General features: G+C 72.2%; 14 protein-coding genes and 1 pseudogene. 6 read left to right on the top strand and 9 right to left on the bottom strand.

Annotated elements, in window-relative coordinates:
* Nucleotides 1–17: 17 nt before the first annotated feature.
* Nucleotides 18–1,229: an acyl-CoA dehydrogenase family protein gene (locus tag ACFVDP_RS38015; protein ID WP_383500328.1), complete on the top strand. Its 1,212-nt coding sequence runs from the start codon at nucleotides 18–20 to the stop codon at nucleotides 1,227–1,229.
* A gap of 516 nt (nucleotides 1,230–1,745) precedes the next feature.
* On the opposite strand, the gene ACFVDP_RS38010 is transcribed toward ACFVDP_RS38015, so the two are convergent.
* From ACFVDP_RS38010 to ACFVDP_RS38000, 3 genes are all read right to left on the bottom strand, one after another.
* Nucleotides 1,746–3,332: a von Willebrand factor type A domain-containing protein gene (locus tag ACFVDP_RS38010; RefSeq protein WP_383500325.1), complete on the bottom strand. Its 1,587-nt coding sequence runs from the start codon at nucleotides 3,330–3,332 to the stop codon at nucleotides 1,746–1,748.
* 193 nt (nucleotides 3,333–3,525) lie between these two features.
* Nucleotides 3,526–4,392, bottom strand: a complete 867-nt coding sequence (locus ACFVDP_RS38005) for an ABC transporter permease (protein ID WP_383500322.1) — start codon at nucleotides 4,390–4,392, stop codon at nucleotides 3,526–3,528.
* Nucleotides 4,393–4,672: 280 nt separating this feature from the next.
* On the bottom strand, nucleotides 4,673–7,387 hold the full coding sequence (locus ACFVDP_RS38000) for an alpha/beta fold hydrolase (protein ID WP_383500319.1): 2,715 nt from the start codon (nucleotides 7,385–7,387) through the stop codon (nucleotides 4,673–4,675).
* 212 nt (nucleotides 7,388–7,599) lie between these two features.
* Here ACFVDP_RS38000 and ACFVDP_RS37995 point away from each other — a divergent pair, with 212 nt between their 5' ends.
* Both ACFVDP_RS37995 and ACFVDP_RS37990 read left to right on the top strand, forming a co-directional pair.
* Nucleotides 7,600–8,022 carry a GNAT family N-acetyltransferase gene (locus tag ACFVDP_RS37995; RefSeq protein WP_383500316.1) on the top strand — a complete coding sequence of 141 codons (423 nt, stop codon included), beginning with the start codon at nucleotides 7,600–7,602 and terminating at the stop codon, nucleotides 8,020–8,022.
* A gap of 182 nt (nucleotides 8,023–8,204) precedes the next feature.
* On the top strand, nucleotides 8,205–9,545 hold the full coding sequence (locus ACFVDP_RS37990) for a Gfo/Idh/MocA family oxidoreductase (RefSeq protein ID WP_383500313.1): 1,341 nt from the start codon (nucleotides 8,205–8,207) through the stop codon (nucleotides 9,543–9,545).
* Nucleotides 9,546–9,577: 32 nt separating this feature from the next.
* Here ACFVDP_RS37990 and ACFVDP_RS37985 read toward each other — a convergent pair whose 3' ends face one another.
* Nucleotides 9,578–11,002: an APC family permease gene (locus tag ACFVDP_RS37985; protein WP_383500310.1), complete on the bottom strand. Its 1,425-nt coding sequence runs from the start codon at nucleotides 11,000–11,002 to the stop codon at nucleotides 9,578–9,580.
* Between the two features lie 497 nt (nucleotides 11,003–11,499).
* On the opposite strand from ACFVDP_RS37985, the gene ACFVDP_RS37980 reads away from it, so the two are divergent.
* Nucleotides 11,500–12,348, top strand: coding sequence for a hypothetical protein (locus ACFVDP_RS37980; protein ID WP_383500307.1), 849 nt, complete (start codon nucleotides 11,500–11,502; stop codon nucleotides 12,346–12,348).
* Nucleotides 12,349–12,425: 77 nt separating this feature from the next.
* Here the strand turns inward: ACFVDP_RS37980 and mmsA are convergent, their stop codons facing one another.
* The 5 genes and pseudogenes from mmsA to iolC form a co-directional block, all read right to left on the bottom strand.
* Nucleotides 12,426–13,940 carry a CoA-acylating methylmalonate-semialdehyde dehydrogenase gene (gene mmsA, locus ACFVDP_RS37975; RefSeq protein ID WP_383500304.1) on the bottom strand — a complete coding sequence of 505 codons (1,515 nt, stop codon included), beginning with the start codon at nucleotides 13,938–13,940 and terminating at the stop codon, nucleotides 12,426–12,428.
* A gap of 20 nt (nucleotides 13,941–13,960) precedes the next feature.
* A complete protein-coding gene (iolD, locus tag ACFVDP_RS37970) occupies nucleotides 13,961–15,871 on the bottom strand; it encodes a 3D-(3,5/4)-trihydroxycyclohexane-1,2-dione acylhydrolase (decyclizing) (protein ID WP_383500301.1) in 1,911 nt (636 codons plus the stop codon).
* Nucleotides 15,868–16,686: a 5-deoxy-glucuronate isomerase gene (gene iolB, locus ACFVDP_RS37965; RefSeq protein WP_383500298.1), complete on the bottom strand. Its 819-nt coding sequence runs from the start codon at nucleotides 16,684–16,686 to the stop codon at nucleotides 15,868–15,870. Before iolB ends, iolD begins: the two co-directional genes overlap by 4 nt.
* A gap of 16 nt (nucleotides 16,687–16,702) precedes the next feature.
* Nucleotides 16,703–17,482, bottom strand: coding sequence for a deoxyribose-phosphate aldolase (locus ACFVDP_RS37960; RefSeq protein ID WP_383500459.1), 780 nt, complete (start codon nucleotides 17,480–17,482; stop codon nucleotides 16,703–16,705).
* A 495-nt stretch (nucleotides 17,483–17,977) separates the two neighbouring features.
* A pseudogene (gene iolC, locus ACFVDP_RS37955) lies at nucleotides 17,978–18,934 on the bottom strand (5-dehydro-2-deoxygluconokinase); the annotation flags it as partial.
* 141 nt (nucleotides 18,935–19,075) lie between these two features.
* Here iolC and ACFVDP_RS37950 point away from each other — a divergent pair.
* Complete coding sequence (locus tag ACFVDP_RS37950) at nucleotides 19,076–19,996, top strand: sugar phosphate isomerase/epimerase family protein (RefSeq protein ID WP_383500295.1); 921 nt, start codon at nucleotides 19,076–19,078, stop codon at nucleotides 19,994–19,996.
* A 12-nt stretch (nucleotides 19,997–20,008) separates the two neighbouring features.
* The gene (locus ACFVDP_RS37945) at nucleotides 20,009–21,046 is read left to right on the top strand and encodes a helix-turn-helix domain-containing protein (protein WP_383500292.1); all 1,038 of its coding nucleotides are present in this window, start codon (nucleotides 20,009–20,011) and stop codon (nucleotides 21,044–21,046) included.
* Nucleotides 21,047–21,283 lie beyond the last annotated feature (237 nt).

The raw sequence follows: 21,283 nt of genomic DNA, 5'->3' as shown, positions 1-21,283 counted from the left end.
CGGGGCGGGGTTCGGTCATGGCTTTCTCTCTCGAACTTGACGAAGAGCAGCGGGACTTGCGCGACTGGGTGCACGGCTTCGCGGCGGACGTGGTCCGCCCGGCCGCCGCCGAGTGGGACGAGCGCGAGGAGACCCCCTGGCCGGTGATCCAGGAGGCCGCGAAGATCGGCCTGTACGGGTTCGAGTCGCTCGCCGAGCTGTTCGGCGACCCGAGCGGCATCTCGCTCCAGATCGCCAACGAGGAGCTGTTCTGGGGCGACGCGGGCATCGGCATGGCGTTGTTCGGTACGTCGCTGGCCGTGGCCGGGATCTTCTCGTCCGGCACGCCCGACCAGCTGGCCGAGTGGGTGCCGCAGTGCTTCGGCGACGAGGACGACCCGAAGGTGGCGGCCTTCTGCGTGTCCGAGCCGCAGGCCGGTTCGGACGTGGCGGCGATGCGGACGCGGGCCCGGTACGACGAGGCGCGCGACGAATGGGTGCTCAGCGGCCAGAAGGCCTGGATCACCAACGGCGGCATCGCCAACGTGCATGTGGTCATCGCCTCCGTCGACCCGGAGCTGGGCTCGCGCGGGCAGGCGGCGTTCATCGTGCCGCCGGGCACGCGCGGCCTCGAAGGCGCCAAGAAGATACGGAAGCTGGGCCTGCGCGCCTCCCACACGGCGGACGTCTTCCTCGACGACGTACGGGTTCCGGGGCACTGCCTGCTCGGCGGCAAGGAGAAGCTGGACGCGCGACTCGCGCGGGCCCGCGAGGGCGGCCGGGCCAAGGGGCAGGCCGCGATGTCGACGTTCGAGGTCAGCCGGCCGACGGTCGGCGCGCAGGCGCTGGGCATCGCGCGCGCCGCGTACGAGTACGCGCTGGAGTACGCGGGTGACCGGCACGCGTTCGGCCGGCCCATCATCGAGAACCAGGCGATCGCGTTCGCCCTCGCCGACCTCCGTACGGAGATCGAGGCGTGCCGGCTGCTGATCTGGCAGGCGTCGTGGATGGCCCGCAACGACAAGGTCTTCGACGCCGGGCAGGGCTCGATGTCGAAGCTCCGCGCCGGTGAACTGGCCGTCGCCTCCACCGAGAAGGCCATTCAGGTGCTCGGCGGGGCCGGGTACAGCCGGGAGCATCCGGTGGAGCGGATGTATCGGGACGCGAAGATCTACACGATCTTCGAGGGGACCAGTGAGATTCAGCGACTGGTGATCGCTCGGGCGATCTCGGGGCGGCAGATTCGTTGATGTCGTCCTTGGCGCGGTCTGGGCCTGTTGGGTTGTATGTCGGCTGACGGCCGGTGGGGGCTGGTCGCGCCGTTCCCCGCGCCCCTGATCGGGCCGTCGGTCAGGTGCGGGACAGTGGCCGCTTCTCGCGCCGTTCCCCGCGCCCCTTATCGGGTCGGCTGACGGCCGGTGGCCGCTTCTCGCGCCGTTCCCCGCGCCCCTTATCGGGTCGGCTGACGGCCGGTGGCCGCTTCTCGCGCCGTTCCCCGCGCCCCTGAGATGCGCACTTCGTGCGGCATCTCATCAGAGGCGCGCCACCTGCCCCAGGTGGAGGCGCGCCCCCGCCCCTCAGGAGAGGCGCGCGAAGCGCAGCCTCAGGGGGAGGCGGCGCGCAGCGCATGCCTCAGGGGCGCGGGGAACTGCGCGACCAGCCCCCACCGGCCCGCGGACGAACGACTGCCCGATAAGGGGCGCGGGGAACTGCGCGATCAGCCACGACGCGAGGCGCGCCCGGCAACCGGTCCACAATGGTGCGGGTCAGCCTTCTGCGTCCCGGAGCCGGCCCGCGTCGCGTACCGCGTTTGCCAGTGCGGCGACGTCCTGGTCCTCGGTGACCGCGGTCAACTTCTCCATCTTGAGGGAGAGTTCGTTCAGCGAGGGCTCCCCCGGGTACGGCTCGTTCGAGCCCTCGGCCAGGCGGTGCGCGAAGTAGGCGGCGACGGCGTCGACCCGCAGGCGGGGCGAGGTCTTCCCCGACCAGAGGTCCCCGCCCAGCGCCGGGACGGCGACGTCGCCGGAGGCCTCCCTGGGCGTCCGGCTCTCCGGGTCGAGCCAGCGCACCGTGGCCTTCGCGACCCGGCCGGACTCCACACCCTCGCGGAGCTTCACCGCGTACAGCGCCGTCACCGTGTGGCCGGGGCCGACCTCACCGCCGTCGACGCTGTCGTCCCGGAAGTCGTCGTCGGCGACGCGGCGGTCGTCGTAGCCGAGGAGCCGGAAGTCGGAAACGGTGTCCTTGTCGAAGGCGACCTGCGCCTTGGCGTCGCGAGCCCGCAACTCGATGTTGGCGGGCAGCTGTTCGGTGAAGACCTTGCGGGCCTCGGCCTCCGACGACACGTACGAGGTGTGGCCGTCGCCCTTGTCCGCGAGTTCCTCCATCAGCTGGTCGCCGTAGTCGCTGCCGACACCCACACCGAAGAGGGTGATGCCGTGCTCGCGGCGGGCGTCGGAGATGCGGTCGAGGATCGCGTCCCCGTCGGTCTCACCGCTGTTGGCGAGGGCGTCGGAGAGGAGGACGACGCGGTTCGTCGCCCCGGACCTGGCGCCCTTCACCGCGGTGGCGTAACCGGTGGTGATGCCCGCCTCCAGGTTGGTGGAGTCGGTGGCTTCGAGGGTGTCGATGGCGTCCTGGACCTTCTCGCGGACCGCGCCGCCCTTGCTGCCCAGGCGGGTCATCGGAAGCACCGTCCTCGCCTCGCCGCTGAAGGTGACCAGGGCGATCGAGTCGTCGGCGCGGAGCCGGCCGGTCAGCTGGGACAGGGAGCTGCGGACCAGGTCGAGGCGGCCCGGCTGGCCCATCGAGCCGGAGATGTCGACCACGAACGTCAGCGTGGCGGGCGCCCGTTCGCCGTCCGCCGGTGACTGCGCCGTGGCGAGTCCGACCCGCATCAGGCGCCAGCCGTCGTCACCGGTGCGGGCGCCGTCGACGGTCACCGAGAAGCCGTTGCCCGTGGGGCGCGGGTAGCCCTGCCGGAAGCTGTTGACGAACTCCTCCGGGCGCACCGAACCCGCGTCGGGCAGGCGTCCGTCGGCGAGGGTGCGGCGGGCGTAGCCGTAGGAGGCGGTGTCCACGTCGAGGGCGAACGTGGAGCGGTAGTCGACCGGGCCGTCCTTGCCGCCGTTCTTGTCGCTGTTCTCAGCGCTGTCTTCGCTGTCGCCGCTGCCGTCCGGGGCGGCGGAGGCGGCGGGTCCGTCGGCGCCTCGGGCCTTGCGGTCGGCCGAGGAGCCGCCCGGCGTGTCCGTCGCGCTGCAGCCCGTCAGCAGCAGACCGCCGGCGAGCGCCGCGGCGAGCAGTGCCGCGGCGCGGCGTCGTGCCCCGCGTGTTCCGTCCGGTCCGGTCCTCATGTGGCCCTCCCCCTCGTCACACGCCGGTGGTACCGGCGACCTTGTGACTGTGACGCGGGAGGCGGCCCCGGTGTTCGTCCCGGGCGGTTGCGCCTTGGCCTCAAAGCGGTCACGGGGGAGGGTGGTTGTGACCGGTGGGTGATCTTCCGGAGACCGGCCGGTCATGCACCAGGGCCACGAGACGCCGGGTCGCTTACGAGACCACGTCCTTCCGTGCGAATCCGCGGAAGGCCAGCGCGAACAGCACCACCGCGTACGCCACCGACACCGACGTCCCCTGGATCATGCCGCTCCATTCCGGCTGCGGCTGGATCACGTCCGCCCACGCGAACTGCCAGTGCGCGGGCAGGAAGTCGCGCCAGTGGCCGAGCGCCGTCACCGCGTCGAGGACATTGCCGACGATGGTCAGGAACACCGCGCCGCCGACCGCGCCCAGCGGGTTGTCCGTCTTGGTCGACAGCCAGAACGCGAGCCCCGCCGTGACCAGTTGGGACAGGAAGATGTACGCGATCACGACGAGCAGCCGCTGGGCCGCCGTGCCCGTGGACAGCGCGCCGCCGGTCGGGATCTCCAGCGGCCCCCAGCCGTACGCGGCCGTGCCGACGGCGAGCGCGACGACGGGCAGCAGCACGATCGCGGCGAGGCTGAGGCCCAGCGCGACCGTCAGCTTGGACCACAGCAGGCGGGCCCGGGGCACCGGCGCGGCCAGCAGATAGCGCAGGCTGGACCAGCTCGCCTCGGAGGCGATGGTGTCGCCGCAGAACAGGGCCACGGGGATGACGAGCAGGAACCCGGCGGACACGAACAGGCTCGTCGCCGCGAAGTTGGCGCCCGACGCGGTGGCCGTGTCCATCAGCGTCACCCGGCCGCTCCTGCCGCCCGGGTCACCGCCGATGGCGAACGCGATCGCCAGCACGAAGGGCAGCAGTACGAGTACGGCTGCCATGGCCAGGGTGCGGCGGCGCTTGATCTGCCGGGCCAGTTCCACCCGGAGGGGAAGGGTGCGGTGCGGGCGGTAGCCTTCGGCGAGTTCCGGGGCCTCGGGGTTGATGGTGGTCATGGGTTTCCTCCGGGCCGTGGGGTGACTCGCACGTCGTCTGCGGGCCGGTGGGGCTTCTCGCGCAGTTCCCCGCGCCCCTCAAAGCGAGCTGCGCTCGCCCTTGTTGTCGGGTGCGGCTCTCGTCGTGGTTGCTCGCGCAGTTCCCCGCGCCCCTGGAGATGCGCACTTCGTGCGCGATCTCCATAGGGGAAGCTGCGCGCAGCGCATGCTTCAGGGGCGCGGGGAACTGCGCGACCAGCCCCCACCGGAGCCGCACCCGACAGACCCCGGGCCGGCCCCGTCACGGCGCACCCCCGATCAGCGTGAGGAACGCGTCCTCCAGTCGGCGGTGCGGGCCGAGTGACTTCACCGGGACGTCGAGCCGGACCAGTTCGGCCAGCAAGCGTGCCGCGGGCACGCCGGGGGGCTCGGACGGGGCCGGGGACAGTCGGACCAGGAGGCCGTCGTCCGCGCGGACCGCCGACTCCACCCCGGTCAGCGCGGCCACCTTCTCGATCACCGGATCGCCGATCTCACCGGCGAGGCCGACCAGCAGCGTGTCCCCGGAGCCGATGATCCGGTCGACGGGCCCGGCCTGCACCAGGCGGCCGCGGTCCATGACGACGAGGTGCGTGCAGGACTGCTCGACCTCCGCGAGGAGGTGGCTGGAGACGATGACGGTGCGGCCGGCGCGCGCGTACCGGATCATCACCTCGCGCATCTCGCGGATCTGCGGCGGGTCCAGGCCGTTGGTCGGCTCGTCCAGGATCAGCAGGTCGGGCAGGCCGAGCATGGCCTGCGCGATGGCGAGCCGCTGCCGCATGCCCTGCGAGTACGTGCGCACCGCGCGGGCGAGGGCGTCCCCGAGCCCGGCGATCTCCAGGGCCTCTTCCAGGTGGGCGTCCTCGGACGGACGGCCCGTGGCCCGCCAGTACAGCTCCAGGTTCTCCCGGCCGGACAGGTGCGGCAGGAATCCGGCGCCCTCGACGAAGGCGCCCACGCGGGACAGCACCGGGGCGCCCGGGCGGATCGCGTGTCCGAAGACGCGGATCTCGCCCGCGTCCGGACCGATCAGGCCCATGAGCATGCGCAGGGTCGTCGTCTTGCCCGCGCCGTTCGGCCCGAGCAGGCCGAGGACCTGGCCCTTCTCGACGCGGAAGGAGAGGTCACGGACGGCGTACCGGTCCGTGGACTTCGCGTACCGCTTGCTGAGGTCCGTGATCTGGAGCGGGACGTCGGCCAGCGCCGGGTCGGGCGCCGGTGCCGTCGTCCGGCGGCGCGCGGTGAGCAGCAGGCCCGCGGCGACGACGGCCGCGCCGAGCGGCAGCCACCACACCCACGAGGGCAGCGGTGTGTCGGCGGTCCGCACGTCGGGCGCGGTCGGCAGGCTCAGGCCGCCGGTCGTGGACACCTGGTAGGTGGCGGGCTGGTCCGGGGACGCGAAGCCCAGGTCCGTCGCGGACAGGACGAGCCGCAGCTTGTGGCCCTTCTGCACCTGGTGGTCGATGGCCGGGAGCGTGATCTTCACGTCCTTGCCGTCACCGCCCGCGCCCGTCACCCGGACCGGCGTGACCAGCTGGGACGGCAGCACCTCGCGGGCGCCGCCGGGCCCGGCGTCGTAGACCTTCGCGAACAGGACGGCCGTGCCGGTGGAGGACTTCACGTGCGCCGTGACCGTCGGTGATCCGGTGATGCGCACCGACTTGGCCAGCGGCGCCGAGTCGAAGCGCGCGAACTGCCCAGGGAAGTCGAGCGAGACGCCCATCCCGAGCGACGACAGGGAGGCCAGTGAGCCGAGGCCGGGCACCGAGGAGATCGACGGCGGGCCGCCGCCCGGCGGATTCTGGAACGTCTCCGTGCCGGACTTGAGCGGCACGTCCACCCGCCGCTCGCCGCGCAGCCCCGGATACCGGTCGCCGCTCGCGCCGCGCAGGGTGGCCGCGCCGTCGGTGGAGTCGACGCCGCCGGTGCGGGTGACGCGGAACGCCGGGCCGGTGTCGGCGCTCTTGTCGTCCTTCAGATACCGGTCGAACCAGGACGTCACGCGTCCGGAGAGCCGGTCGATCTCCATGTCTCCGCCGTCGTGCCCGCCGTTCAGCCAGTCCACGTCGACCGGGGCGCCATTGGCCTTGATCTGGCGGGCCATGGCGTCGGCCTGCCCGAGCGGGAAGAGCGAGTCGGTCTGGCCCTGTGCGATCAGGGTGGGCACCTTGATGCGGTCGCCGACGGCGGACGGGCTGCGCTCCTCCAGGAGCTTGCGGGCCGCCGCGTCGGGCTCGCCGGCCACGGCCACCCGCTGGTACATGGCGCACAGCTCCGGCTGGAACCGTCCGCACTTCAGGCCCGCCTCGCTGGTGCGCGAGCCGATGTTCGCCGAGCCGGAGGTGAAGAAGATTCCGGCCCACAGCTTCTTGAACACCCCGTCCGGGAACAGGGCGTCCGCGAGACTCCAGTACGTGATCTGCGGTGCGATGGCGTCGACCCGCTTGTCGTAGGCGGCCGCGAGCAGTGACACCGCGCCGCCGTACGACGCGCCGGTCATGCCGACCCGCGGGTCACCGGCCTTGTCGAGCTGCACCTCGGGCCGCTTCGCCAGCCAGTCGATCAGCCGCGACACGTCGGCGACCTCGCCCTTCGGGTCGTTCAGCCCGATCTTGCCCGTGGACCTCCCGAAGCCGCGCGCCGACCACGTCAGCACCGCGTACCCGTGCCGGGCCAGCTTCTCCGCCTCGCCGCGCACATCGGCCTTGCTGCCGCCGAAACCGTGCGTGAGCAGCACGGCGGGGCGCCGCTCGCTCGCGGGCCCCGTCGTGAAGTACGACGTGTCGACGCGGACGCCGCCGCCCATGGCCATCAGCCGGTCCTGCCGGTGCACCGTGGGCGCCGAACCCGACGACGCCGACGCGGCCGTCCAGGTCCCGGCGCCCGCGAGCACCACAAGGGCGGCCGCGACGGCGATCCACCGCCGCGGCTTTCCGCGTACTCGCTCACGCCATGCGCGCACTCGTAGATCCATGCCTCAACGGTAGGGGTCACCACTGACAGTTACCGCCGCCCCCGGTCGGAGCCGGATGCCATCCCCGGGTATTACGGCGTGCCGCTCGCCTACCACGGACGCGGTACGAGAGGGCTCCGCCCCGCCTGCCCGGCCTCGCACGCACCGAAACCGGACACCTCGCGCTCGCGGCGCGCCCCGCCCCGCGCACCCCGTCGTGCTACGACTCGACGATGCGCATCGTCCGAGCCACCTCGACCGCCCAACTGCACTCCGCGGCCGTCCTGTTCGACGCTCCGCCGCGCGAGGAATGGGCCGCGGACTTCCTCGCGGCCCCCGGCCACCATCTCTACCTCGCGCACGTGGACGGCGAGCCCGCCGGTTTCGTCAGCGGTGTCGAGACCGTCCACCCCGACAAGGGCCGCGAGATGTTCCTCTACGAACTCGCGGTCGCCGAGGCGTACCGGCGGCGCGGCATCGCCCGTGCCCTGGTCCGCACGCTCGCGGACCTGGCCGCCGGCCTCGGCTGCTACGGAATGTGGGTCGGCGTGGACCTCGACAACGACGCGGCACTCGCCACGTACCGCAGCGCGGGCGGCGCCCAAGAGGACGCGTGCCAGGTGATCGCGTGGGACTTCACACACCTCGCCCGATAACCCCGCGAGCGCTCGCGGAGTCGCCTCAAGGGGGCACCGTGTGAAGGGAATCGGCAGAGGGCGAGGGCGCGGGGCGGCCGGACAGCAAGCGCTTGCGCGAACCGTTGACGCCACTGCGAGCGCATGCCAAAGTCCCACCCCGAGATCACCCGCAGCAGCCCCGGCAGCCCGAGGAACCGACCATGACCTCGTCGACCCCGTCCCCGGCCCAGAAGCGCGCCGCGATCATCGGCACCGGCCACCGCGCCCAGATGTACACCAAGGCCCTGGGCGCCCGCGCCCACTACGACATCGCCCTCCTCGCGGACCCGAGCCCCGGCCGGATCGCCCACCACAACCGGCTCCTGGCCTCCCTCGGCAGACCCCGGGCGACCGCGTGCGCCCCCGACGACTTCGCGCAGGCGCTGCGCCGGCACCGTATCGACGAGGTCGTGGTCACCACCGTCGACGCGACCCACCACACGTACATCAACACCGCCCTGGAGGCGGGCTGTCGTGTCGTCACCGAGAAGCCGCTGACGACGGACGCCGAGAAGTGCCGGTCGATCCTCGACACGGTCGAGCGCACCGGCGGCGAACTCTCCGTCGGCTTCAACTACCGCTACAACCCGGCCCACGAGAAGGTCTGGCAGCTGCTGCACGACGGCGCGATCGGCGAGATCCGCTCCGTCCACTTCGAGTGGCTGCTCGACGTGCGGCACGGCGCCGACTACTTCCGCCGCTGGCACCGTGAGAAGCGGCACAGCGGCGGCCTGCTCGTGCACAAGTCGGGCCACCACTTCGACCTCGTGAACTGGTGGCTCGGCGCGGCCCCCGCCCGGGTGCACGCGGAGGGCGGCCTCGTCTTCTACGGCCGTGACAACGGGACCCGTACCGGCCTGCGCCGCGACTACGTCCGCGCCCACGGCTCCCCCGAGTCGGCCACGGACCCGTACGCGATCCGGCTGGCCGACGACCCGGACCTCAGCTCCCTGTACCTCGACGCGGAGGCGGCCGGCGACCCGTACATCCGGGACCGCAACGTCTTCGGTGACGGCATCGACGTGGAGGACGATCTCGCCCTGCTCGTCCGGTACGACTCCGGGGCGACGATGTCGTACCACCTGACGGCCTACTCGCCCTGGGAGGGCTACCGCGTCATGTTCAACGGCACGGCGGGCCGTCTGGAGCTGGAGGTCGAGGAGAACACCTGGCAGGCCCCGCGGGTCGCCTCCGGCGGTGGCGGGGCGCACGGCGGGGTCGTCATGGACCGGCCCGGGCGTACGTCGATCCTGCTGCGGCCGTTGTGGGAGGCGCCGCGGTCGGTCTCGTACGAGTCCGCTGCCGGGGCTCATGGCGGGGGTGATCTGCGGATGCTCAAGGAGTTGTTCGGGGCGGTCGGGGACGGGTCCGATGCGGGGGTCGCGCCCGCTGCCGGGAAGGGGGCGACCGCGCGCGACGGGGCCCTTGCGCTGGCCGTCGGGGTTGCGGGTAATCGGTCGTTGGTCACCGGTCTCCCGGTCGAGACGGCCCAGTTGTGGTGACCGTTGCGGGGCTCCGCCCCGGGCCCCGCTCCTCAATCGCCGGAGAGGCTTGAATCGGGGCTTGAGTCGTCCGGTACCGAGATCACCCAGCGGGTCTCCGGGTGCGGGCGGAGGTACAGGGCCCAGTAGAGGGTTGCGGCCGCCGTGATGCCGCCCGTCCACAGCAGGTAGGAGACCTCCTGCTGGCTCAGGACGTACGCGAGCACCGCGATCAGGAGCACCGGGATCGCGGGCCACAGCGGCATGCGCCACGCGGACCGTTCGCCGTGCGTGCCGCGGCGGGCGAGGAGGGCGGCGACCGCCACGAGGATGTACATGCCGGTGACGGAGACGCCGGTCACGCCGTACAGGGTGTCCAGGTTGACGAAGCAGAGGGCCGCGCCGGGGACGCCCACGACGAGCGTGGCGACCCACGGGGAGCCGAACCGGCCGAGCTTCGACAGGCCCCGGTTGACCGGTCCCGGCCAGGCCTTGTCGCGGGCCGAGGCGAACAGGACGCGGGAGTTCTGGATGACCATGACGATGCCCGCGTTGATGATCGCGAGGGCGACGCAGAGGGAGACGAAGGTGCCGACGGCCGAGTTCGACCACGCCTCGACCATGCCGCCGATGTCGCCCGAGGTGAGCGCCGCCAGGTCGGGTGCGCCCATCGTGATGGCCGCGACCGGGACGAGGATGATCACCGTGGAGATGGCGAGGGTCGCGAGGACCGTGCGGGAGACGGACGTGCGGGGGTTCTCCAGTTCCTCGGAGAGGTAGACCGCCGTGGAGAAGCCCTGGGTGACGAAGAGGGCGATCGCGAGGCCGGAGACGACGAGCATCGCCGTCACCGTGTCCGTGTGGCCGTGGGCGCCCGCCACCTGCATGGAGACCAGCGAACCCGCGCCGCGCTGCGCATGGGAGAAGCCGAGGACCGCGACGACGGCCGCCGCGATGACCTCCAGGACGAGGAAGACACCGGTGATCCACGCGTTGGCGCGCAGGTCGAGGAGACCGGCGAGGGTCGCGAGCAGCATCACCCCGGCGCCCGCGATCGACGGGTCGAGGTGCACGAGCGGGGCGAGGTAGTCGGCCGTGCCCATCGCGATGACCGGCGGCACGATCACCACGACGAGCAGCGACAGGACGAAGACCAGCCAGCCGGCGAGGCGTCCCGCGAGCGTGGAGACCATGGCGTACTCGCCGCCCGCGCTGGGGATGAGGGTGCCCAGCTCCGAGTAGCAGAACGCCACGCCGATACAGAGCAGCGAGCCGATGGCGATGGTGAGGGCCGTCGCGGTGCCGAGGTCGCCGAAGAGGTCGGGGACGACGACGAAGAGCGTGGAGGCGGGCGTCACGCACGACAGCGTGAGCAGGGTGCCGCCGACGACGCCGATGGAACGCTTGAGCTTCTGGGGGGACGCACCGGGTTCCGGCGCGGCCGCGGGGACGGCGGTCGGGCGAAGCGTGTCGGTCATGGAGCGGTTCCGATCGACTCGTACGGCAGCGGGTTCGGGCGGGAGCGCTATCGCCTCCGAAGGCTGGACAGGCTGGTGGGGATGGGGTGGTGCGTCGCTCCCGGCGCGTTATCGAACATCGTCGATAACCGGAACGTCAACGGCCGTTTCCCTACGGATTCCGTACGCACCCCCTGCGCCAACCGCCCGCACTTCTTTACCTGTTCGCAAAGTCCGCCGCTTTCCATGTGGCGATGTGGACCGATGACCTTGCTATCGAAGGGTTGAGCGTCCACAGGCCTCCGACGCCCGATTCATCCCCTCTGTTCGGGAACCGCAGCGGACCGCCCGAAGTTCTTCGGAACTTGTCCGAAGTCCGGACACCCGACGGGCCCTGATTGCCGCATTTGTCTCTTGAGGTGTGGCGGTGGCCCCTCCCCCGCTACAGTCCGCCCCGCACGAGCTCACAGAAGACGCACAGGCAGTACGCAGCATCACAAGGGGCGGGGACAGAGCAGATGAAGCACCTGAGGACCGTGGCCTGGGCGGGCATCACCGTCGCCGCGCTGACCGCGACGACGGCGTGCAGCGCGGACACGGCCAAGAAGACCGCCGACGCCGTCGGCCACGCCGGTTCGGTCATGGCGGCGCTGACCCGCGCCTCCGACAAGGCGTCCGGGCTCGGCTCGGCCGAGGTCGAGACGACGACCGTCCTGACCGCGGCCGGCGGCAGGCCCGTCGCCATGAACGGCACGTACTCGTGGGGCGACGGCGCCGCGATGGACGTCGAGATGGACACCGCGAACGCCAAGATGTCGACCCTCCAGGACGACCCGACCATGCAGGTCAAGATGGTCGACGGCGCCTACTTCTACGAGATCGACCCGCAGCCGAGCGGCCCGCTCAAGGGCAAGCACTGGATGCGCATCGACGTCTCCGCCGTGATGGGCGAGGCGGGCGCGGACAACATCGCGGACAACGCCGACCCGACCGCCGGCCTGCGCTACATCGGCGCCTCCAAGAACGTGAAGGAGGTCGGCGAGGAGAGCGTCCGCGGCAAGAAGGCCGTCCACTACCGGGGCAGCATCGGCGCGGACCAGGTCAACAGCAGCTCCAAGTTCAGCGCCGCGGAGAAGAAGGCCGCGCTGAAGTCCCTCGCCGCCGGCGGCGGGCGGCTCACGTACGACGTCTGGGTCGACGGCGACGACCTGCCGGTGCGCATGAAGCAGCAGGGCGGCGGCATGGACGTGACGATGGACTTCCTGAAGTTCGGCGCCGCCAAGCCGATCACCGCGCCGCCCGCCTCCGACACGGGCGACCTGACCGACGAGGTCAAGAAGCAGCGGGGCCAGTCGCTGGGGCAGTGACGCCCGGACCGCGGGAAGGCGCCCCGGCCGTCACCGTGACGGGCGGGGCGCCTTCGTACGTGTACGGGCTCTGCGGCTCAGTGGTTGCGCGGGAAGCCCAGGTCGACGCCCGCCGGGGCGTCGGACGGGTCCGGCCAGCGGGTGGTGACGACCTTGCCGCGGGTGTAGAAGTGCGTGCCGTCGTTGCCGTAGATGTGGTGGTCGCCGAAGAGGCTGTCCTTCCAGCCGCCGAAGGAGTGGTAGCCGACGGGGACCGGGATCGGGACGTTGACGCCGACCATGCCCGCCTCGATCTCCAGCTGGAAGCGGCGGGCGGCGCCGCCGTCACGGGTGAAGATCGCGGTGCCGTTGCCGAAGGGGGACGCGTTCATCAGCGCCACGCCCTCCTCGTAGGTGTCGACGCGCAGCACGCACAGCACCGGGCCGAAGATCTCGTCCTGGTACGCCTTCGCGGACGTCGGGACGCGGTCCAGGAGGCTCAGGCCGACCCAGTGACCGTTCTCGAAGCCGGGCACGGTGTGCTCGGAGCCGTCGAGGACGACCTCGCAGCCCTCGGCCGCGGCGCCCTTCACGTAGGACGCCACCTTGTCGCGGTGGGCGGCCGTGATGAGCGGGCCCATCTCGGACTCCGGGTCGTTGCCGGGGCCGATCTTGATCTTCTCGGCGCGGTCCTTGATCTTGGCGACCAGCTCGTCACCGATCGAGCCGACCGCGACGACCGCGGAGATCGCCATGCAGCGCTCGCCCGCCGAGCCGTACGCGGCCGAGACGGCGGCGTCGGCGGCGGCGTCCAGGTCGGCGTCGGGCAGCACCAGCATGTGGTTCTTGGCGCCGCCGAGCGCCTGGACGCGCTTGCCGTTGGCCGAGGCGGTGCGGTGGATGTGGCGGGCGATCGGGGTCGAGCCGACGAAGGAGACGGCCGCGACGTCCGGGTGCTCCAGGAGGCGGTCGACGGCCACCTTGTCGCCGTGCAGGACGTTGAAGACACCGTCGGGCAGACCGGCCTCGGCGAGCAGCTCGGCGATCTTGACGGCGGCGGACGGGTCCTTCTCCGACGGCTTCAGGACGAAGGTGTTGCCGCACGCGATGGCGATGGGGAACATCCACATCGGGACCATCGCCGGGAAGTTGAACGGCGTGATGCCCGCCACCACGCCGAGCGGCTGGCGGATCGAGGAGACGTCGACGCGGCTGGCGACCTGCATCGACAGCTCGCCCTTCAGCTGGACGTTGATGCCGCAGGCCAGGTCGACGATCTCCAGGCCGCGGGCCACCTCGCCGAGCGCGTCCGAGTGCACCTTGCCGTGCTCGGCGGTGATCAGCTCGGCGATCGCGTCGCGGTTGGCGTCGAGCAGCGCGCGGAAGCGGAACAGGATCTCCGTGCGCTTGGCCAGCGAGGACTGGCCCCAGGTCGCGTAGGCCGCCTTGGCGGCCGCGACCGCCGCGTCCACCTCGTCGACCGAGGCGAAGTCGACCCGGGTCGTCACGGCGCCCGTCGCCGGGTCGGTGACCGGACCGTGGTTACCGGACACGCCCTCGACGGACTTGCCGCCGATCCAGTGGTGGACGGACTTGGCAACGCTGTCAGACATGGGGCGACTCCTGTGGTGTCTCAGAGGTGGCGGCGTCGAGCGGTGACGTGCCGGTCGTACTCCTCGCGGGCCTTGACGGTCGACGGGCGGTCGGCCGTCTCGGCCACGGGCACATCCCACCACGCCTGCGCGGGAGGCGGGCCCGACACTGTGTCTGCCGTTTCGGTCTCGACGTAGACACATGTGGGCCGGGTCGCCGCACGGGCCGCGGCGAGCGCCTCGCGCAGGTCCCTGACCGTCTTCGCCCGGTGTACGTCCATGCCGAGGCTGGCCGCGTTGGCGGCGAGGTCGACGGGGAGCGGGGCCCCGGAGTACGGCCCCTGGTCGCCCGGGTAGCGGTACTGGGTACCGAAGCTCTCCGCGCCGACGGACGCGGAGAGACCGCCGATCGACGCGTACCCGTGGTTCTGGAGGATGACGACCTTGACCGGGATGTTCTCCTGCACCGCGGTGACGATCTCCGTCGGCATCATCAGATACGTGCCGTCGCCGACCAGCGCCCACACCGGGCGGCCGGGCGCGGCGAGGGCGACGCCGAGGGCGGCCGGGATCTCGTAGCCCATGCAGGAGTAGCCGTACTCGACGTGGTACTGGTCGCGGGAGCGGGTGCGCCAGAGCTTGTGCAGATCGCCGGGGAGGGAACCGGCGGCGTTGATGAGGATGTCGTCGCCGGTCACCAACTCGTCGAGCACGCCGAGGACTTGGGTCTGGGTCGGACGTACGAGGTCGTCGTCGGCGGTGTAGCAGGCGTCGACGCGGTACTCCCAGCGCTCCTTGTCCTCCGTGTACTCGGCGACCTGGGCCGGCGCGGCGCGGAAGGTCTTGCCGAGGGCCCGGTGGAGCGCGGTCAGGCCCTCGCGGGCGTCGGCGACCAGGGGCAGCGCGGCCAGCTTGTGCGCGTCGAAGGCGGCGATGTTCAGGTTCAGGAAGCGGACGTCCGGGTGGGCGAAGAGGGTGGCCGACGCGGTCGTGAAGTCCGTGTAGCGGGTGCCGATGCCGAGGACCAGGTCGGCGGTGCGGGCCAGCTCGTTCGCGGTCGCGGTGCCTGTGTGGCCGATGCCGCCGACGTCGGCGGGGTGGTCGTGGCGGAGCGCGCCCTTGCCCGCCTGGGTGGACGCGACCGGGATGCGGGTCGCCTCGGCGAAGGCGGCCAGGGCGTCCTCGGCGCCGCTGTGGTGCACGCCGCCGCCCGCGACGATCAGCGGCCGCTCGGCCTCCTTCAACGCGCTGACGGCGGCGGCCAGTTCGGCGGTGTCGGGGGCGGGGCGGCGGATCGTCCAGACGCGCTCGGCGAAGAAGTCGTCCGGCCAGTCGTACGCCTCCGCCTGGACGTCCTGCGGCAGGGCGAGGGTGACGGCGCCCGTGTCGACGGGGTCGGCCAGGACCCGCATCGCCTGGAGCGCGGCCGGGATCAGCTGCTCGGGGCGGGTGATCCGGTCGAAGTACTTCGACACCGGACGCAGACAGTCGTTGACCGACACGTCACCCGCGTACGGGACTTCGAGCTGCTGGAGCACCGGGTCGGCGGGGCGGGCCGCGAACACGTCGCCGGGGAGGAGGAGCACGGGGAGGTGGTTGACGGTGGCGAGGGCGGCGCCGGTGACGAGGTTGGTGGCGCCGGGGCCGATGGAGGTGGTGACCGCGTGCGCCGAGAGCCGGTCGCGCTGGCGCGCGTAGCCGACCGCCGCGTGCACCATCGCCTGCTCGTTGCGGCCCTGGTGGAACGGCATGTCGTCGACGTACTGGAGCAGCGCCTGGCCGATCCCCGCCACGTTGCCGTGCCCGAAGATGCCCCAGGTGCCGGTGATCAGGCGCTGCCTCGTGCCGTCGCGCTCGGTGTACTGGCGGGACAGGAAGCGGACGAGGGCCTGCGCGGTCGTGAGCCGCGTCGTCGCAGTCGCCTGCGTGGCCGGAGTCCTCGGCTCGGTCATCGGTATCCCTCCGTCACGTGGTCGGGGTGGAAGCAGATCCTCCACTCCCGCTCCTCCCCCGGCCCGGCCATCACATTCAGGTAGTACATGGTGTGCCCCGGCTGGGCGACCGACGGGCCGTGCCAGCCGTCGGGGACCAGCACGGCGTCCCCCGTGCGGACCTCGGCGAGCAGGTCGGTGCCGCCGGGGCGCGACGGTGACACGCGGTGGTAGCCGTAGCCGTGCGGGCCCTCGATCTCGAAGTAGTAGATCTCCTCCAGCTCCGACTCCTCGCCCGGGCGGTGCTCGTCGTGCTTGTGGGGCGGGTACGAGGACCAGTTGCCGCCCGGCGTGATCACTTCCACGGCGATGAGCTGGTCGCAGTCGAAGGTGTGGGCGGCGGCGAAGTTGCGGACCTGGCGGGCGCTGGTGCCGCTGCCCCGGTCCTCGACGGGAACCTCCGGCGCGGGGCCGTAGCGGACGGGGAGTCGTCGTCCGCACTTCGCTCCTGCCAGGGCGAAGCGGCCTCCCGCACCGGAGGCGATCTCTGCGCGGGTGTCGCGCGGTACGTACGCGAAGTCGCTCGCGCCGCTGAACACGCTTTCCCTGCCGCGCAGTTCGATGATCCGCTCCGGGGTGTGCACGGAGCAAGCGCCGGACAGGGGCAGCACGATCCATTCACTTTCGCCGGTGTCGAAGGCGTGCCGCTGCCCGGGCTCCAGTTCGACGATGCGCAGGCCCGCGCGGGACCAGGGCGCCTTGCCCGGGATGTGGTCGGGGTCCACGTGCAGGGCGTACGGGCCGTCGGCGGCGCTGCCCCTGGGGAGGTAGGTCATCCCGTCACTCTCCTCTCTACAACAGGCCGACGGCGGTATCGACCGCCGCCGCGACGTCGCCGTCCGGCGGGTACAGCAGCGAGCGGCCCACCACCAGGCCCTGCACCGTGGGGAGTTGGAGCGCCGTGCGCCACTTCTCGTACGTGGCGTCCTGGTCGCCGTCCTTGATGTCGCCGCCGAGCAGCACCGCCGGGAGGGTGGACGTCTCCATGACGCGGGCCATGGTGTCGGGGTCGTCGACGACGGGGACCTTGAGCCAGGTGTAGGCGGAGGTGCCGCCGAGTCCGGAGGCGACGGCGATGGAGCGGGTGACGGCGTCGGCGCGCAGGTCGTTGCGCAGGGCGCCGGTGGCGGGGTCGCGGTGGGAGACGAACGGTTCGATGAACACGGGGAGGCGGCGCTCGGCCATCGCGTCGACGGCGCGGGCGGCTGCCTCGATGGTCCGTACGGAGCCGTCGCCGGGTTCGTCGTAGCCGATCCGCAGGAGGAGTTTGCCCGCGTCGAAGCGGAGCCGGTGCAGGTCCTCGGGGCGGTGGCCCGTGAACCGGTCGTCGAGTTCGAAGGCGGCGCCGGCGAGTCCGCCGCGGTTCATGGAGCCGATGACGACCTTGTTCTCCAGGGCGCCGAGGAGGAGGAGGTCGTCCAGGACGTCGGCGGAGGCGAGGACGCCGTCCACGCCGGGGCGGGACAGGGCCAGCTGGAGCCGTTCCAGGAGGTCCGTGCGGTCGGCCATGGCGTGGGTCCGGTCACCTGCGCCGAGGGCTCCGCGGGCCGGGTGGTCGGCGGCGATGATCATTAGGCGGGTGTTCGGTGCGGGGAGGAGTGGGCGGCGGGTCCTTGTGGTTGCCGCCTCCTGGATCGCCTCGGGGTGCTCGGCCCTGAGCCGCGCCAGTGTGCGGGGGTCGTTGGCACGGGCCCCCGCGCCCCCAGCCCCGGGGCTCCGCCCCGGCCCCCGCTCCTCAATCGCCGGAGGGGCTTGATGTGGCGCATCGCCGTCGTCGGCTGCCGGAGGGGGTTGAGGTGGCGGGGCGCCGTCGTCGGCTGCCGGAGGAGATTGAGGTGGAGGGGCGCCGTCGTCGAGCGCCGGAGGGACTTGACTTTGCGAAGCGCCGTCGCCACGCGGCGGAGGGGCTTGATGTGGCGACTCGCCGTCGTCGAGTGCCCCGTCAGGGGCGCGGGGAACTGCGCGACCAGCCACCGACGGCCCGCAGCCGACGTCGGCGGGAACCGCCCCGTCAGGGGCGCGGGGAACTGCGCGAGAAGCGGCCACCGGGCCGCGGGCGGAAACGGACAGGACCCGCCCCGCGGCAATGGCGGCCTCCACCTCCTCCGGGCGCGGCATCGCCGACGAGCACTCGAGGCGCGATGCCACAATCGCGCCGGCCGCGTTCGCGTACCGCATCATGCGGTCCAGGTCCCAGCCGGCCAGCAGGCCACGGCACAGGGCGCCGCCGAACGCGTCCCCGGCACCGAGACCGTTGAGGACCTCCACAGGGAGGGGAGGAACCTCGGCGGACCGGCCGTCGGAGGTCATCGCCAGGACGCCGCGCGGACCCTGCTTGACCACGGCGAGGCGCACCCCGTACGAGAGCAACGCCCGTGCCGCGGCCAGCGGTTCGCGTTCGCCGGTCGCGATCTCGACCTCGTCGACATTGCCGACGGCGACCGTCGCGTACCGCAGCGCCTCCCGGTAGAAGGGCCGCGCGGCCTCCGGCTCGGACCAGAACATCGGCCGCCAGTCGAGGTCGAACACGGTGTGCCCGTCGCGCGCCCGGTGGGCAAGGGCCGCGAGGGTGGCCTCCCGGCTGGGGTCGGCGCTCAGGCCCGTACCGGTCATCCAGAAGATCCGGGCGGCGCCGATCGCGTCGACGTCGAGGTCGTCGGCCGCGATCTGGAGGTCCGGCGCGGAGGGCCGCCGGTAGAAGTAGAGCGGGAAGTCGTCCGGCGGGAAGATCTCGCAGAAGGTGACGGGGGTGGGCAGCCCATCGACCGGCGTCACCCAGCGCTCGTCGACCCCGAACTCCCGCAGCTGAGACCGGAGATAGTCACCGAAGGGATCGCGCCCGGTCCGGCTGATCGTGGCCGCGCGCAGCCCGAGCCGCGCAGCCGCCACCGCGACGTTCGTCGAGGAACCGCCGAGGAACTTGCCGAACGACGACACGTCCGCGAGACCCACGCCCGCCTGCAACGGATACAGGTCGACCCCGATCCGCCCCATCGTGATCAGGTCGAACTCCGTGCGGGCCATGCAGGGTCCCTTCGACGGTGGTCGGTGGCACCGGGCTGTCGGTAGCACCGGTCTAGTCGTGCCTCTCCCCCCTGTCAACATTTTGTCCTTACATTCGGACGAACACTTGACACTCCCTCCGGCGCGTCCAAGGCTGGCCCCATGGCGACCCCGACAAGCCCGACATCCCGCCCCCAGCGCATCCGCGTCGGTTCGGCGCCCGACTCCTGGGGTGTCTGGTTCCCCGACGATCCGCGCCAAGTCCCCTGGCAGCGCTTCCTCGACGAGGTCGCCGAGGCCGGTTACGAGTGGATCGAGCTGGGCCCGTACGGATATCTGCCGAGCGATCCGCGCACGCTCGCCGAGGAGACCGGGCGGCGCGGGCTGAAGGTGTCCGCCGGGACGGTCTTCACGGGGCTGCACCACGGCCCCGCCGTGTGGGAGAAGACCTGGGAGCACGTGGCGTCGATCGCCGCGCTCACCCAGGCCATGGGCGCCCGGCATCTCGTCGTCATCCCGTCGTTCTGGCGCGACGACAAGACCGGGCAGGTGATCGAGGACTCCAGCCTCACCGCCGAGCAGTGGGGGCATCTCGCCGCCCAGACCGAGCGGCTCGCACGGGAGGTCGGCGACCGGTACGGGCTGCGGATCGCCGTCCACCCGCACGCCGACACCCACATCGACACCGAGGAGAACGTCACCCGCTTCCTCGACGCCACCGACCCCGACCTCGTATCGCTGTGCCTGGACACGGGGCACTACGCGTACTGCGGCGGCGACAGCGTCAAGCTGATCGAGACGTACGGGGAGCGCATCGGCTATCTGCATCTCAAGCAGGTCGATCCGGCCGTCCTCGCCGACGTCCGCGCGCAGGGCACCCCCTTCGGGCCGGCCGTCACCCAGGGCGTGATGTGCGAACCTCCGCGGGGTGTACCGGAGTTGGAACCGGTGCTCGCGGCGGCCGCACGTCTCGACGTCGACCTCTTCGCGATCGTCGAGCAGGACATGTATCCGTGCGATCCGGACCGGCCACTGCCGATCGCCCGGCGCACCAGGGGCTACCTGAGGTCCTGCGGCGTGTAGCACTATCGGCGGATGAGCTCTCGTGCCTCGCGCGCCCCGAGTCCCGCGCGCCCCGCCGTCCGACCCGTGCGCAGCCCCGACGACACCTGGGAGACCGCGACGGCCCGCCCGCACGCGAGCCTGCGCCCCGGCGTCATCGGCTACCGCGGCTTCCGGCTCGCCTTCCCCGGGCCGCGCGCCCGCCTGGAGGCGCCGATCGGCGCGGTGACGCTGATGCTGGGGTTCGAGGGCACGGTCCGGGTCACCGAGGCGACCGGCGGCTGGGTCGGCGTCGGCGGCGAGCGGGAGGCGGGCGCGGCGCGGCCGGACGGACTGCGCACGATCGAGTTCTCGTCGGTCCTGTCCGGCCTGACGACCCTTCCGGTCCTCGGCGAGCACGACGGGCGGGTGTCGGGGGTGGAGGTGCTGCTCACCCCGTGGGCCGCGTTCACGATGTTCGGTACGCCGCTGCACGAGCTGTCCGGCTGGCGGGTGGACCCGGACACCATGGGAGCGCTCCCCGACGGCGCCGTGGACGAACTCGCCTACGAGATAGGTCAGTTGTCGTCCTGGCGGGCCCGCTTCGGGCTGCTCGACCAGACGCTGGGCCGCTGGCTGCGCTCGGGGCCGCGCCCCGCGGGCGGCACCGTGCACGCCTGGTACGCGCTCGCGCACAGCGGCGGCGCCACCCCGGTGAGCCGGATAGCCGGTCAGGTCGGCTGGAGCGTACGGCACTTGGAGAACCGGTTCAGGGAGCAGATCGGCCTCACCCCGAAGGCCGCGGCGCGGGTGCTGCGGCTGCAGCGCGCCCGGCGACTGCTCTGCGCCGGGTCCAGCCAGGTCGAGACCGCGGCGGCCTGCGGCTACTACGACCAGGCCCATCTGAGCGGCGAGTTCAAGGCGATGACCGGCTGCACCCCGCGCGAGTTCTTCCTCGCCCGCGGCGTCCACGTCGACGCGGGCGGCCCGCCGGCCACCGACCGGCTCACCGGGGAGGCGACGAGCCTGGTCCTGCGGCACGGACCGCGCGCCGGTGGTTCGTCTTTGTCCAAGACCACCGGTCACCGCTGAGGCACTCTTGTCCCTTCGGGCCAGTTGGCCGGGGGATGCGGGGAACGGCGGGCCGGGTCCGGTGTACGGGGGTGCCCCCTGCTCGGACATGGGCCGCGAGCCGGGGTCGGACCCGGCCCGCCGCTCGCCCGCCGCCCCTTCCCGGCTGCCGCGCACCACGCCCGCTCCTCCCCGCTGCGCGCCGGTGCATGCGCCGTCACAGCGCCCCCTTTGCATCATTCACGTCACAAACGCCCC

The sequence above is a fragment of the Streptomyces sp. NPDC057694 genome (assembly GCF_042799415.1).
Taxonomy (GTDB): Bacteria; Actinomycetota; Actinomycetes; order Streptomycetales; family Streptomycetaceae; genus Streptomyces.
The sequence above is the reverse complement of the archived record's forward strand: the minus strand, read 5'-3'. Positions and strand labels throughout refer to the sequence as shown.